Origin of the sequence: Prosthecobacter sp. (genome assembly GCF_049294395.1) — a bacterium.
GTDB lineage: Bacteria > Verrucomicrobiota > Verrucomicrobiia > Verrucomicrobiales > Verrucomicrobiaceae > Prosthecobacter.
Map to the genome: position 1 here is coordinate 27,685 of NZ_JBAQCR010000382.1, position 16,923 is coordinate 44,607.

A 16,923-nucleotide genomic window follows, 5' to 3' on the forward strand; every position below is an offset into this window, starting at 1 on the left:
GCCAGTTGGTGAACAAGCTGATCGGCGGCTGGGCTGTGGTCAATGGCGACAGCTTCGCCACCTACAAGGATGGCGTGGGCATCGGGGCGCTGAGCACCACGGTGGGCGGCAATGTGTACGCCGGCGGCAATGCGTTCCCCACCTACGACGGTTTTGACATCAGCGCCTCCACCACACAGGCCACGCACAACATCAATGACAGCTCCAACCGCACGTTGACGCTTTCCAAAACCGTCAACTCCCTCAGAAGCGGCGGCGGCACCATCACTCTGGGCAGCAGCACCGCCGCCGTCACCCTCACGTTGAATGTCGGCCTGCTCACCAACTCAGGAGGCTCCAACATCAATGCTGGCAATGCGGCCTCGGCGCTCACGGGCACCGGCCCCGATTTCTTCGTTTACATCAATCAGGGCACCACCGCCTTCAACGTCAAGGTGACCGGCGCCATCAGCCTGGTCAAAGGCGGCGGCGGCGCCCTGACGCTTAATCCAGGCACAGGGGTATCCAATGATTACACTGGCGGCACCTTCGTCAACGGCGGCACGCTCAATTTGAACGGCGCAGCAGGCACCATCGTCATCCCCGGTGATCTCACCGTCAACAACTCCACTGTGACGATGAGCAATGCCAACAAGTTCAACGCCACCATCGGGCAGATCGCTGCGGGCAGCAACGTGACCCTCAACGGTGGGTCCGTGCTCAACCTGTTCAGCTACACCTCCGCCACCACCACCACGCTGGCCAGCCTCACCTTCAACAACACCGGTGGGACCACCCAGCCGAGATTCGCATTCAACGCGCCCACCGCGCTGAGCACCCTCGTGCTGACCTCTGCGAATGCCATCACCGTGGTCAACGATGACTTTGCCACCACCCCCATGATTCAGGCCGCGACCACCGCCGCCAATTCCGCCATCCAGTTCTCCAGCGCGGCTCCCGTCATCAATGTCTCGGGTCTCTCCCCCATCGGTCTTGTCATCTCTGCGCCGATCACCAGCTCAGGCGGCGTGGTCTCCAAGATCGGCAGCAGCTCGCTGGTCCTCAGCGGTTCCAGCACCTTCACCAACGGCTTCAATCTGAACGAAGGCACCCTGATTTTCGGCACCAATTCGGTGGGCAATCCCGGCGCACTCACCAGCGGTGCAGTGGGCACAGGCACGCTGACCATCGCCGGTGGCACGACCATCCAGGCGGGCAATGTCACCACCATCACCACTGGCACCACGCTCAACTCCAACGTCGTCACTTTCGCTGCTGCTGGCGTTGCTGCCACTTTGGCGGTCGGGCAGGGGGTCTATGGGGGCTCCGGCGTCCTGGCGGGCACCTACATCACCAGCATCGACATTGCTAACAACCGCATCACTCTGTCTTCGAACAACGTCGCCGCCACCAACACGGCCAACAACATCAATTTCTCCACCTACACCGGCAATGCGGTGACGGTGACGGGCGATTTCAACTTCGGCGGTCACACCACGAATCAAAACTTCACCCTCACCGGTGCGGTCAATCTCGGGGCCGCCACACGCACCATCAATGTTGACAGCGCTTTTGTGGTTGGGGTGATCAGTGGCCAGATCACCAGTTCCGGCGGCGGACTGACCAAAACAGGCAACGGCATCTTGTTGCTGACCAACAACACCAACAACTACACGGGGGCCACCACGGTCAACGCGGGCATTCTCCGCCTGGGCATGACCAGTGACAACACCACCGGCGCAGGTGCCGGCAATGTCCTGCCGAGCGGCACCGCAGTCACGATCGCCACCGGCGCCGGCTTGGATCTCGCCGGCCGCAACCAGACCATTGCATCCCTTTCTGGAGGCGGCTTCATCACTTCTTCCGCTGCCAACACCGGCACAGGCGTGCTGAGCACCCTCACCGTGGGAGACAGCACCAACACCACCTTCTCAGGAGTTCTCACCGCAGCCACGCTTGCCAATCTGCGCCTCATCAAAGTGGGCAGCGGTGAATTGACCCTCACCGGCGTGAGCAACTTCACCGGAGCCAACACCGCCACCACAAACGCCGTCACCATCAACGGCGGCACCCTCAGCGTCAGCACTCTGGGCAACGGCGGCGTCGCAAGTGGCATCGGCGCCGCCTCCAACGCTGCGTTAAACATTGTCATTGAAGGCGGCACCCTGAAATACATCGGCGTCGCCAACACTTCGACGGATCGTGGCTTCACCATTGGCAGCACTGTGGCTGGCGCGACCGCCACAATCGATGCCTCTGGCTCCGGCTCGCTCACCTTCGCGGCTGCTGGCGGCACGATTGCTTATGGCACCACAAATCTGACCCGAAATCTGATCCTCACCGGCACCTCCATCGCCGCCATCACCAACACCTTCGGCAAGGTGATTGCCAACAACGGCACCGGCGTCACCAGCCTCACGAAGAACGGCAGCAACACCTGGGCGCTGACGGCCGCCAACACCTACACCGGGGCGACGAATGTCAACGCAGGCACACTGGTGCTTTCCGCCGGTTCCCTGGCCAATGCGGCCACGACCAGCTCGACCATCAACGTCAATGTGGCCAGTGGCGCCACTCTGGCGGTCACCACCGCAGCCAGCGGCAATTACCAGATTGGGAACGCTGGCACCGGGGCGACCAACGGCGCTGTTTTGAATCTGGCGGCCGGTTCCTCCTTCACGATGGCGAACAATGACTCAACTGGCACTCTCACCATCAATCGCAATGCCGCCTGGGTTTCCGGCGCGGGTCTGATCATTGGGAACAGCACCGCAAATGCTGGCACCGTGCGCATGTCCTTTGACCTCGGCAGTTCAGCCAACAGCGCGGACACCATTGTGCTGTCTGACGTCACAACAGCCGCTAATAACACCCTCAGTGTGGGAGTCAGCGGCGCCACCGTCTTCATCCTGCCAGAATCGGGGGCCTTGTCGCTGACCGCAGGTCTGCATGATTTGATCACCTTCAAAGCCGGCGGCCTCAATCTCACCACCAATGCAAATCTGGCTGCCGCGTTCACTCTCGCCACTCCGGGGGTCTTGATCGGCTCTCAGGGTTACGGATTAACTCTTGTCATGCGGGATGGCAGCAATGCCGTGACAACCACGGTGGCCAATGCCGTTGCCATTGCAGTTCAGGTGACGGCAGCCACCGCTGCTGTGGATTATTATTGGAAAGGCAGTCTCAGCAACATCTGGTCTGACGCCAACTGGACTTCCGATGCGGGCGGTGCTTCTCCGAGGCCGTCGGCACCTGGCATTTTTGACAATGTCAAGTTCTCAGCCACTGGCGCAGGCAATCTGAGCATCACCCTGGGCAGCAATCAGGTCACGGGCAGTCTCACCTACCTGAGTGGCAGCAGCGCGGTCACCATTTCGAACAACACTTTGATGCTGCTGAGCTCCACGGCGATCACAGTCAATTCAGCCAACAATATCATCAACAGCAACCTGATCCTGGGCTCCAGCCAGACTTGGAGCGTCGGCGCTGGTCTCACCTTCACGGTCAACGGCGTGGTGGATGACAACCAGATCGGCAACAGCCTGACCAAGGCAGGAACGGGCACCTTGCTCATGGCCTCCAATGCCTTGAACAGCAGCTACCTCGGGGCGACCATCATCACGGGTGGCGTTCTCTCCGTGGCCACTCTGGCCAATGGCAGGGTGAACAGCGGCATCGGCGCCTCCACCGCAGATGCAGCCAACTTGGTGCTGAATGGCGGCACGCTGAGATACACGGGTGCGGGGGCCTCGATCAACAGGCTTTTCTCCGTGGGCTCTTCGGGCGGCAAAATCGAATCGTCCGGTTCGGGCGCGCTGATTTTCAACAGTGCTGGGGCCATGGGTTTCAACAACCAGACCACCGCACGCCTTCTGACCCTGGGCGGAACCAACACCGGCAACAACACCATGGTCGTCGCCATCGGCAACGGCACCGGTGCCACTTCCCTCACAAAGACCGATGCCGGCACCTGGCTGCTCCAGCCCAACAATGGCCGCACCAACGTCAGTGGCATCATCAACGGCACCACGACCATTCAGGGGGATGCCACCGGTCTGGTGACCAATCAGCTCATCAGTGGCGAAGGGATCCAGGCCGGATCTCGTGTCGTTTCAATCGCTTCAGACGGTTTGAGCTTTACCATCGACAAAGCCTCCGACGCAATGGCCCCCGGCGAGACGTTCACCCTCGACCTGCCCGGAAGCTCGCTTGCCGTGAATGACAAGGTCGATGCAGACGGAAACCCAAATCCCAGCGGCTTGTACACGGTCACGGCCAATAACGGGACCACGGTCACCATCAGCAAGCCTGCCGAAACGAGCCGCAACATCGCCTTCAGCGCCGCTGCAGGCAATGGTTACACCGGCGTCACTACCATCAGTGGCGGTATTCTTAGGATTCTCGATCTCCAGAACGGTGGCATTGCCAGTGCCATAGGCTCATCCACCAATGCTGCGGCCAATCTAGTCATCGACGGAGGCACCCTGCGGTACGAAGGCACCGGCTCCAGCACCGACCGCCTCTTCACCGTCGGCGGCACCAATGGCGGCATCCTGGACGCATCTGGCACTGGAGCACTGGCCTTCACCAACAACGGCGCACTGGCCTTCACCTCAGGCACCACACGCACACTGACGCTGACCGGCACCAGTGACGCAGCCATCATCAACAGCATCATTGCTGCTATTGGGAATGGCACCGGAACCACAGCACTCGCCAAGACCGGTTCCAACACCTGGCGCCTGGGCGGATCCAACAGTTACTCAGGTGCCACCACCATCAGTGGCGGGGTGCTGCAAGTCGGCGTCCTGGCAAACGGAGGCACCAACAGCAGCATCGGAGCCTCCACCAACCAGGCCTCCAATCTGATCATCAATGGCGGCACGCTGCGCTACACCGGCAACACCGTTTCGATCAACCGGCTTTTCAGTGTCGGCACCGCAGGGGCAACGATTGAGGCCTCGGGCACTGGCACATTGACCTTTAATAACTCTGTCACCATGGGCTTCGTCGGCGCTGGTGCACGCGTCCTCACCCTCGGCGGCACCAACACCGGCGCCAACACCTTGGCGGTTTCTCTCAATGACAATGCTGGAGCGACCAGCGTGGTCAAGACCGGCGCGGGCAGCTGGGTGCTCACTTCCACCACCAGCAACTACACCGGCACCACGACCGTGAACGGCGGTATTTTGCAGGTCGGCAACGCTTCTGGCGGACGCACCGGCACCGGCGCCACCACCGTCAACAGCGGAGCCACCCTGGCTGGATCTGGCACCGTCAATGGCACCGCAGGCACATTGGCCAACAACTTCAATGATGGCACCAACCACGTGTTCAACAGCGGTTCCTTCCTGGCACCCGGCGACGCCTTTGGCTCGAGCGTCGGCTCCCTCACCTTCAACGGCAATCTCACCCTGAACACCGGCTCCACTGCCACATTCCAGATTGGCAATGCGACCTTGAACGGTGGTTCCGGTCTGACCAGCTCACTGCTCACGGGCACCTATGACACCCTGGGCGGATATCGTGATCTGAATCGCGCCACATGGGATGCGACCGCAATCACCCCCGGCAGGACGGACTTCATCACGGTCAACGGCATGCTGACCCTGAACAACACCACGCTCGTCGTTTCGGACCTCAACAACTACCTCACCCTGGCCACCACCGCTGGCAAGGCGCAGAGCGGCGACATCTTCAATCTCGGCAACTGGGTGGGCCTGAATGCGCTCTCCAGCTTCAACGTTGGCGAGAATTACCGCACGGGCGGTTCCGGCGGTGGCGATCTCATCCTGCCGACTCTCGGCGGCGGACTCGTCTATGATGTGAGCCTTTTCACCACCTACGGCATCATCCTCGCGATCACCAAGCCAGGCACCATCCCGGTCCTGATGAGCAACTTCAATCTGGGCGCGAGCACTTCATGGAACGCCGCGGCCGCCTGGCTGCCTGCCGCCGTGCCAAACTCGATCGGTGCCATCGTCAGTCTGACGACCAATATCGCCGCGAACACCATCCTTACCCTCGATGGCAATAAAACTTTGGGCGTGCTCGTCATGGGTGACCAGAACAACACCGCTCGCTTCGAAATTGCCCAAGGCAGCGGCGGAAGCCTGATCTTCAACAATGGTGACTATGGCAAGGCCCTGCTCAGCAAGGTGCAGTCCAACAGCACCACCGTCGGCATCGACTTGATCTCCGCTCCGATTGTGATGGCAAGCAACCTCCGCATCAATGTCAACGCGGGTGGCAATACCGCCCGTCTCGACATCAGCGGCTCCATTTCACAGGTCGCGGGTTCGACTTTGGGCCTCGACATCATGGGACCTGGGCGTCTCACTCTGAGCGGCGGAACCGCCAACACCTACACCGGCCTGACCACCGTGTTCAGCCGCGGCTCCAGCGATGCCACCAACCCCAATCTCGTGCTGGCCAAGACCATCACCAACGGTACCATCATCGGAGACCTGAAGATCGGCAATGTCAGCATGGGCGGCTCGGGAACCCCCACCGTCCAGCTTGGCGCCAGCGAACAGATCGCCGACACCTCCCTCATCAGATTCGATTCCGGTTTTGGTGGCGACTCAACCGGCAACAACGGCAACAACTCCTACTGGAAGCTCATGGGCTTCGACGAGACGGTCCGCGGACTTTCCGATTTCACCGCCAGCGGTGTCATCGAAAACCTCGAAGGTGAAAACCAGGCGACCAACAGCACCCTGACCTTGAACACCAGCGGGGTGAGCTACTACAACGGCTTCCTCCGGGATCGTGCCAACAACACCGGAACCGGCGTGCTCAACCTCGTCGTTGGCGGCACCGGCACCCAGATTCTGGCCCTGGGCAACATCTCCTATTCCGGCCTCACCACCATCAACTCGGGAGCCACTCTGGTTCTCGAAAGCGCCACCAGCTTCGGCAATGGCATCAGTGGCGGCACCGTTGGTGCTCAAACCATCACCAACAACGGCACTCTTGGTTTCCGCATCAACAATGGCGCAGGCTGGACCTTCACCCGGTTGATCTCTGGTTCCGGTGCGGTCGTGCGCGATGGCGGCACCGGCACTCTGGCCTTCAACTCCGCTTCCACCATCGGCGGCGGCTTCCGAGTCTTGGAAGGCGGCACCACCAATATTGGCGCTAATATCACAATCTCCGGCGGCGGATTTTACATTTCCGGCAAACAGAACCTGACTGCCGTGAACTGGAACAGCGTGGTCAATGTTCAGTCCGGCGGACTGACCGTTCTCGGCAATGGCAACAACGTCACCTCAGGTGCTGTTTTGACGGTTGCTTCAGCCAGCAATGTGACAGGAGCGATCAATCTTCTCGGCGGCGACATGCGCATTGAAGGTTCGGGCTCCTTGACCGGCGTGACCAGCATCCTGATCTCAGGCAGCGGCGCACTGGCGGACGGCACAACCTTCCAAGGCTTGAGAATTAGAAACACGAGCGCAACCGCAGTGAACCGCATCAATGACTCCGCCGCCATTGTCATGAACGGTGGCCAGATCACTCTCCAGGGCGTCGGCTCTGCAGGCACTGAAAACTTCTCTGAAACCCTGGGGACCTTGTCCTTCACCGGCGGTTCCAACCGCATCGTCTCTGAACGGGCCACCTCAGCCTCCAATCTCCTGACCTTCGCCAGCTTGGGCACGCGCGCTGAAGGATCCACCGCCATCTTTAATTCGATTCGCAGCAACACGGACCTCGGCGTCATCGCACTCACCACCGCACCCACTCTCACGAATGGCATCATTGGCGGCTGGGCGGTGCGTTCCACCCTGACATCGGGGGTGCAGGCCTATGAATGGGCCACCGTGGCTGCGCAGACGGTCAACGGCAACTCGGTCAACGCCATCACGGGGCTCACATCCTACACGCTGGCGAACACCACCACCTCCATCCATGGTTGGGCCTCCACGCAAAATGTGAAGGTCTCAGTCTCCCAGACCCCCACCTCCTTTGGCAGCCGCACCATCAACTCGCTCAATATCCAGAGCTCCTCCGGCGTCACCCTCAACATCAATCCGATCTCTTCGACAACGCAGAGCACGCTCACCATCAACAGCGGTGGCATTCTTTCCTCCGGCACCACTCATACCATCACTGGCGGCAGGATCACAGCGGGCACTTATAGCGGATCACTCAATCCGTATGAGCTGATCTTCCAGTTGCCGGTCAACCAGCTTAATGTTCTCAGCGCCATCGTTAACAACGGCGGCAATGCAGTCTCCGTGGTGAAATCCGGCGCCGGCACCCTGGTGTTGAATCCGACCGTGACCGCAAGCGTCGCGACGATGAATCCCAACTCCACCACCGTGACGCTCAACACGAACAACTTTAACACGGATATTGCGGTCGGATCCACGGTGACCGGGGCTGGCATTCTCCCAGGCACCACCGTGGTGGGCCTCGTCAACAACAACCAGGTCATCCTGTCCCAGAAACCCAACGCCGCAATCAGCACCACGCTGACCTTCGGAGTGTTCAACACCTACACTGGCAAGACCTACATCAATGACGGCGTGCTGCAGATCACTCGTGAAAGTGACCTGGGGGCGGATCCTGGCACCTATCAGGCTGACCAGTTGACGATCAACGGCGGTGTGCTGCGTGCCAGCACCAACCTGGTGTTCAATGACCCCAATCGTGGCATCACCCTTGGAACCGCAGATGGTTACTTCCGTGTGGCCACCAACAGCACGCTGTCCATGGGCGCTGCCAACAGCATCATAGGAAACTTCGGCAGCCTGATTTTTGCTCCCGACGCCAGCAGCCTCGGTGTGTTGCTCATCGCCGGGAACAACAATCTTTCGGGCGGCCTGGAAACCAATGGCGCGCAGGCTAATGATATTGGCACCCTCGCTTCAACATACGTCACCGGTGGAAATTTGGTGACAGTGACGACGACTGTCGGACTCGAAGTGGGGGCCATGGTTGCCGGAAATGGCATTCCCAATGGCACTGTCATTACTAGGATCGTCGACGGCACCACCGTCGAGATTTCCCAGCTTGCGACCGCAGATGGAACCAATCAAAACCTCGCATTCAACGGCTTCAACGCTGTCAAGCTGACTGGCGACAACACCATCGGCTTCATTCGCATGATCGGTTCTTCGATCGCCCTGCTTGGAAACAACACTCTTACGAGTGACATTTTGATGGCATCTGGGCTGCTTCGGCTGGGTGGCAGCAATCAATTCAATGGAACGCTGACCATCAACGGTGGCCAGGTTCGTTTTGAGAGCAATAACGGCCTGGTCAGCACAGGCAGCGGTTACGTTGTCTACAATGATGGCACGATCAATCTGAACGGTTATTCAACCTCGATGGCCAAGCTCACCGGCTTCGGTACTGTCAATAACAACGGCACTGCTCCCTCCACCCTCACGATCAATGCCTCTGACAGTTTCACCTACAATGGCTCGATCACGGACGGCACATCAGGACGTGGAGGCGTTTCTTTGACCAAAAACGGTAATGGCATTTTGACCTTGAACAGTGCGGACAGCAACTACTCGGGCGTCACAACCATCAACGGCGGCGGCATCCGCGTCCTGCAGCTTGGAATTGGCGGACAAAACAGCGGCATCGGCAGTGCTTCCAATGCTGCCGCCAATCTGGTCTTCAACGGTGGTTCCCTGAGGTTTTTCAACAATGTCTCCACCTTCACAGACCGTGCCTTCACACTCGGTCTGGGCGACAGCGCAGGGGCTATCATCGCCGACGGCACTGTCATTGGCGCGACAGTGACCTTTGGCTTCGATGGACTGTCTCCGGCAGTGGCATTCACCGGCTCCGGCTCCCGCACCCTCACTCTGGGTGGAGCCAATCGTGGTGACAACCTCTTCAATCTGGTGCTGGGAGATGGCACGGGTGGGCCGACTTCGCTCAACAAAATCGGCAACGGCACCTGGGTCCTCGGCGTCACCAATACCTACAAAGGCGAGACTATGGTCAATGCCGGCATTCTGGCAGCTACAGTAGACGGCGCTTTCGGTGCTTCCGGTGGTGCAGGCATCATCATTGCTGGCGGCACCAATCTCAGCAACTTGATCGGCAACCAGAACGCCACCCTCGACTTGCGCGATGTGGCCTACAACACCGTGCAGACCATGTATCTCGCTGGCGGCACCCTGGCCACTACCGTTGGCAGCAGCTCATGGGCTGGCTCGGTTTTTGTCAATGCCAACTCCACCATCCTGGTGCAGCAGGGTTCGACTCTCAATCTCAAGGGGACTTTTGGCGGAGGCGGCACGGTCACCCAGATCGGCGGTGGCATGCTGATCCTTAGCGGTCAGGCAGATTCCACCACCCGCAATACCTTGAACTCTTCGTTCAATGTGCCCAACCACACCGTTCAGGCCGGCACTCTGCGCTTGGATTATACCACCAACAATTCCAGCAAGCTCGCAGACACTGGCGCTTTGGTTCTTGGTGGCAGCCGTTTTGGCGGCACCCTTGAACTGTTGGGCGGCTCCCATGTGGAAATCGTCGCTGGCGTCACGCTGGGTGCTGGGGACAACCGCGTCACGCGTCCGAGCGGCGGCTCCATCCTGCGCATGAACGGCATCAGCCGCCAGGCAGGAGCGAAGATCAATTTCAGCGGAGATGACATTGCCAGCACCGACACCAACAACACGGTCGGGATTCTGGGCTCCTGGGCCACGGTCAGCGATTCGAGCTGGGCGACGAAGAGCTCCTTCAACGAATCGCTTGTCAATACGCTGAACACGACCGCTGGCGACCTCATGATCCGGGCCTACACCGACTACACCCGTAATGAGGTGAACAACGATTGGACCCTCACCACGACCACTGGAAACATGGATTTCATCGCCAGCACGGCCCAGACCAATCGGGTCGCCAACACAATGCGCTTTAACACTCCGGTGAGCGGCGGTGGAGTGAGCACGGTCACGCTCAACGGAGCCAACTCTTTGCAAGGCGGCGCCATTCTGATCTCCCCAAATATGGGCAGCGGCGAGGCCCTGATCACTGGCAGCGGCACTCTTTCCACCGGCAGGGTAGGCACCACGGTCAATGACCTGTTGATCATCCAGAACAACACCATCGCTGCCTTTGAAATCTCCGCCTCCATCATCGACAACACCGCCAGCCGGGCAGATCGGACGGCAACGATTGCAAGCGGCAGCAACCTCGTGCGCAACATCAACGGCGCCGACCTTGCCGTGGGCATGCTTGTGACAGGATCTGGCATTGCTGCGGGAACCACCATCACCGCGCTGTCTTCGGTGGCCACGGTCAGCATCACCAGCACTTCCGGCAACAGCGTGTTCGTATCCGCCGTGCCATCCAATCTTTTCGTGGGAGCCACCCTGCTGGGACGCACCGTGACCAACATCAATGGAACAATCGTCACGCTCGACGGGGCGCCGAATGAATCGATCTCCGCCACCACCACGCGGGAGTTCCAGACCAACACTATCACACTCAGCTCAAACACGTCGGCTTCCGTGACTGAAACCCTGCAGTTCAGCCAGGACCGTTCCGGCACCACTGCTGCTGGCAGCACAACAGTCACCGGACTCAATGGCATCAACGGAACCAACGGTCTCTATGTGGGGATGAAGGTTTCCGGACTTGGCATCGTGGACGGAACCACGATCACCGCCATCACTGCCAATTCCTCCATCACCCTTAGCAACGCCGCTGTTGCGGGAGCTGGAACAGGCACCCTGACCTTCTCACAGGTCACCGGCCTGGACAAGACAGGCCTGGGCAATCTGATTCTCTCCGGCATGAATCTCTACACCGGCGTCACCACCCTGAATGCTGGCGTCACCACCATCCAGTCTCTTGGTGTTGAAGGCTATACTGCTGGCACGCAGCTGATCACCAACCTTTCTTCCACCGGCCGCACACTCACGGTGGATGCGACTGGCCTGACCATTGGCACCGTCGTCACAGGTGGGGCCCTTCCTGCCGGCGTCACCATCGCCGCCATCAACAACCCCACCACGGTCACCTTGTCAAACGGCGCGCTCATCAGCACCACGGGCACCAGCCTGACCTTCAACAACAGCGGCATCACCGCACAGACCGGCACCATTGCAGCCGCCACCAACACCAGCAACAACACCGTCACTGTTGCCGGTGGCACTGCAGGTCTCGCCGTCGGTCAGACGGTGGCTGGCACTGGCATTTCCAACGCCGGTGGTCAGGTGGTCATCCTCTCCATTGTCAACAGCACCCAGATCACCATTGGCGTCATTTCCGGATCGGTGGGCGTTGCCTATATCCCCACTGCGACCGCTTCGTCGCTAAACTTCGGGCCCGCGAATCTGTATACTGGCGCGCGCACCGGCAACACTCAAAGTGGCACGCAAATTACCGTGGGCAGCACCTTGGGCATGACCGTCGGCCAGACCATTTCCGGCAACGGCATCCCGGCGAACTCGACCATCGTGCGGATTCTGGATCAAAACACGATCGAGATTTCCAATCCCGTGACGACCACCGGCCAGAACAACCTCACCTTTGGGGCCAGCACCAGCATTGGCGCGACACTGCTTGCCACCACGACGAATGGCAGCGCAATGGTCACCGTGCCGACCACCGCCAATTTGAGCGTCGGAGAGCTGGTCTCGGGACCTGGCATTCCATTGGGGGCCACCGTGACCAAAATCATCGACGGCACCACGATCTACATCTCCGTGGCGGCGATTGCCACCGGTTCCAACACACTCGTGTTTGCAGGCCCTGCTTCGAGCCTGGGCGCCTCCCGCAATACTTTGGCCAATTTGGTCTTCAACGGCGGCACGCTTCAATTCAATGGCACCAGCGCCAGTTCGGACCGTGGATTCACCATCAATCAGTCCGCAGTTTGGGATGTCGGCAATGCCTACACTGTGCTGACCTTGGGCGGTAATTTCACAACCCCCGGTAACCAGGATGATTACAGCCTGGTCAAGACTGGTGCAGGCACCCTGGCCCTGCTGGGCACCTCGTTCGGTGGCTACGGCCTCGACGCATTGGTGGTGAATGACGGAACCCTGAAGCTCTCCCCCGGATTCAATGACCAGTATATTCGCAATGATGTGGGCTCCCTGACCATGGGTGGTGGTACACTGAATGTTCAGAGCATCACCGGTCGCAACACCACGCAGAACTTCATCGGTGCGTTGACCATTGCCGAAGGTGCTTCCGTCATTCGTGTGACGGGCACCACGGGGTCAGCAACCTTCCTCAACCTGCAGGATCTCAATAATCCAACACCCGTTACTTATCAAAAGGGTGGCAATGTGCTCTTTGTGGCAGACGGCGGATCCTCTGTGGCGCGCATCACTCTTGGCGGGCAGGCTCTGGTCGACGTGGGTGTCATCATGCCTCGCGCGCTCTTCAGCATCAATGATCCCAACAACCCGGGCGTGAACAATTTTGCCATCATTGATTCGGCGACGAACATCATGACCGGTTCCGACATCAAGGGGTCTCATTCTTTCATCCAAAATCCCGCCAACTGGGCAGTCTTCAACAACGTGCATGATGGTGCGCTGATTGAGGAATCTTTCTCCGGCAGCACGGCGTCAGGCGCTTCCGTGAGCACAATCCTGTTCTACAACAACAGCATTTCATCTGCAGGCAATCTGAGCACGAGCAGCACCGATGTCACCAATGTGCCGGGAGTGGACCGCCTGCAGGTCGGACAGTTGATTCGGGGCAACGGGATTGTGCCGGGCACTTACATCACCGCCATCGACGCGGCCAACAATAAAATCACTCTGAGCCAGGCACCGAGCCTGCAGGGAACCGCCGTGACCTTGTATGCCTTTGACACCATCACCGGCAGCACGACTGCTGGCAGCGCCGTTGTCTCCAACATCAGCGATTCTCGTCTGAGAGTGGGAATGACAATCACCGGTCCCGGAATTCCAGCCGGCACAACGGTCCTGTCCATTAATTCCGGCGACAGCTCCATCACTCTGAGTGCGGCGGCTACCGATAGTGGAATTGTGAACCTCTATTCCGACTATCTGGCCTCCATTCCTCTGGCGCTCAATTCCAGCACCGTCACGATTACAGACACCCTTACCCTTGCCAATGGAGCCATCCTTCAGACAACTCACTCTGGCACCCACCAGAACTCGATTGTGGGCGGTGTCCTCACCAGCGGCCTGGCCAACACTGACGGCACCACGGCCGATCTCATCATCTACAACTGGAATCCGCTGAGGGCGTTGACCATCAGTTCGTCGATTGCGAACAACTCCACCGCCGGTCTTCTGGTCAACCTGGTCCTGAGTGGCAACGGTACCACCGCACTCTCCGGGACCAACACCTACACAGGCACCACTTACGTGCAGGGTGGCGTTCTGCGCCTTGATTCGGCCTCGGCGCTTCCGGCGAACAGCCATCTCCGTCTGGACGGTGGCATCATCGGTCTTAACTCAGGTGACTTCACCCGCAGCCTCGGCACCGGCAGCACGCATGTGGACTGGACCAGCAGTGGCGGCTTTGCAGCCTACACCTCCGACCGCACCGTCAACATCGGCGGCAGCGGCGCGACTCTGACCTGGGGCCTGAACGGATTTGTTCTGGACAATGACTCGCTCCTTCTGGGTGCCCAGGACGCTGACAAGACCGTGATTTTTGCCAATGGCATTGATCTGGGCCGCAAATCGCACTTGGTGGAAGTCACCAGCGGTCGCGGGGCTGTCTACTCTTCGCCATCCACTGGGACGTTGATTCCTGACGCCATCATCAGTGGTGTGATTTCGGGCAGTGACGGACGCCTGGTCAAGGGTGGTCACGGCGTGCTGACTCTGTCGGCAGTCAACACTTACGCCGGCGGCACCTCGCTGGCCGAAGGGACCTTGATCGCCCAGCAAAATGGTTCTTTGGGCGATGTGAACGGGCTGGTCGAGATCGGCACCACCACAGACACTCGCTCGAACAACGAAGCCCTGATGCTCGTCTTCAACGGCACCACCTTGTCCAATTCCCTGAAGTTTGGCAATGTGAACAGCGGTGGCGTCTCCATTCTAAACACCACGGCGGCTGCCACCACGGTCAACGGCGCCATTGAGGTGGATCGCACCGCAGGAAACAATGTCCTTCTGGTTTCCAGCGCCAATTCCACGGTCACTTACAATGGTGCCATCACGGGTCTCGGCGGCATCACAGTTCTGGGGGGCACGGTCGAGCTTGCCGGTGCCAACACCTATGGCTCGCAGACAGGCGGCCCAGGGAACACCATCACCGGTGGTACCGTGGTGCGGGCAGGGACGCTGGTGCTTTCGAGTGTGACTGCCTTGGGGCAGACATCCACCCTCGAATTGGGTGACTCCACCTCCAGCCTGGGTGGTGTCTTCGGCACTAAAATGACCATGCATGTGTCTTACGCCACGAACGGTGCCTCGTTGCTGGGTGTGGAGACCAGCACGGCCCGCACGGCTCCCAACCTCAGCGGACTTGGTGGTGCGTTTGTGGCCACGGCTGGCGGAGTTTATACTGCAGGAATTCTGAACGCAGGCACTGGGGCCTTCGTCAATGTCAGCCGCGTCATTGATGGCGTCACCTTTGGCGCCGCCGACGTGGGCAAAACAACGATCCTCGTGAAGGACGAAGTCGATCATCCTGAGCGCAACGGCATCTATGTCATCACGCAGATCAACGACGATCTGACCATGAATCTGGCGCGCGTGAGCGGGACCAATAACAGCACTGCCACCGATGGTGCTCTCGAGGCCTTCAACAGCTCCACCAACATGGTTTATGGCACCCAGGTGACCGTCAACAACGGAACCGCTGTCGGTCAGACGTTCTTCATGGCATCCCCCTCGGTGACCAATGTCAGCAACAGCAGTGGCACCGGAACCAACGCCGCTGTGGTGTGGGTGCAGGATCAGAGCGATCCGAGCGTCACCCTCCAGGTTAATAATGCTGCGCTTACCAACATCACGCAGAACATCGACCTCAATAGCAATCCTTCTCCTTCGTCATTCACCACCATCTCCTCCTCCAATGCCGTGACATTCTCCGGTGCGGTGACTCTGCAAAATCGGCTGAACGGCGTTCAGGAGTTAATGGAGCTTCAGCTCGACTCGCAAACCGCGCCGGATGTGGGGACAGGCATGGTTTTCTCCGGCGTGATCAGTGAAAGCACAGGTGCCGCTGCTGAAGACTACCTCTACATTGGGAAAATAGGGGCAGGCGTGGCCACATTCACAGGCAGCAACACCTATCACGGCGACACCACGGTCTATGAAGGAACCTTGCTGGTCAACAACACCACAGGCTCCGGCACTGGTTTCGGGAATGTAACAGTCAATGCTGGTGCACAGCTTGGTGGCACTGGGCGCATTGCTCCTGACGCTGGCTTTGGCCTCACTATTGACAGCGGTGCAACGCTCATGGTAGGTGCCGTGGGTCACACCACCGCCAGCCAGTTCACCGTGGCCATGGACTCAGGCTTCGCCAATTTGGCCAGCGGCTCCACTCTGCAGTTGAAACTTTTCTTCAACGAAGCCTCAAACACCACGACCGAAGCTGATCGGCTCGTATTCAGCAATGTCGGTTCCTCCGAGATAACAATCACTGGGGCGACGTTGAACGTGGGCATCGGCGCAGGCAGTGCCCTCGATTCGACCAGTTTCAACGTGGGGGATAGCTGGAAACTCATCGACTGGGGTGGTCTCACCCCCACCGGCAAGTTCGCTAATCTCACCGGCAATACTTCGACCGATTTCATTGACCTCCCCACACTTAGTGGCGGTCGGTTCTGGGACATCAGCAACTTATATACCTCCGGTATCATCGTGGTTGCTGTGCCAGAGCCCGGCCGCTTGCTGCTGCTGCTTCTCGGAGTTCTGGCCCTGGGCTGGCGCCGCCGCCGCAGACAGGCTGTTTGAGCCGACCTGCGCTCGGCCTGCGGGCAAACGACCTGTGAGCGCCTTTGTGTTTACATGATAAATACCT

At 59.4% G+C, this 16,923-nt stretch carries 1 protein-coding gene (only partly in view); it reads left to right on the forward strand.

Annotation, left to right across the window (positions count from 1 at the left end; all coding sequences use genetic code 11):
* Positions 1–16,856, forward strand: partial view of an autotransporter-associated beta strand repeat-containing protein gene (locus WAW39_RS25585; RefSeq protein WP_422321994.1) — the 3' portion only. 14,494 nt of this gene lie to the left of the window's left edge; the window shows 16,856 of its 31,350 coding nt (coding positions 14,495–31,350); the start codon falls outside the window, past its left edge; it ends in the stop codon at positions 16,854–16,856.
* Positions 16,857–16,923: the final 67 nt, after the last annotated feature.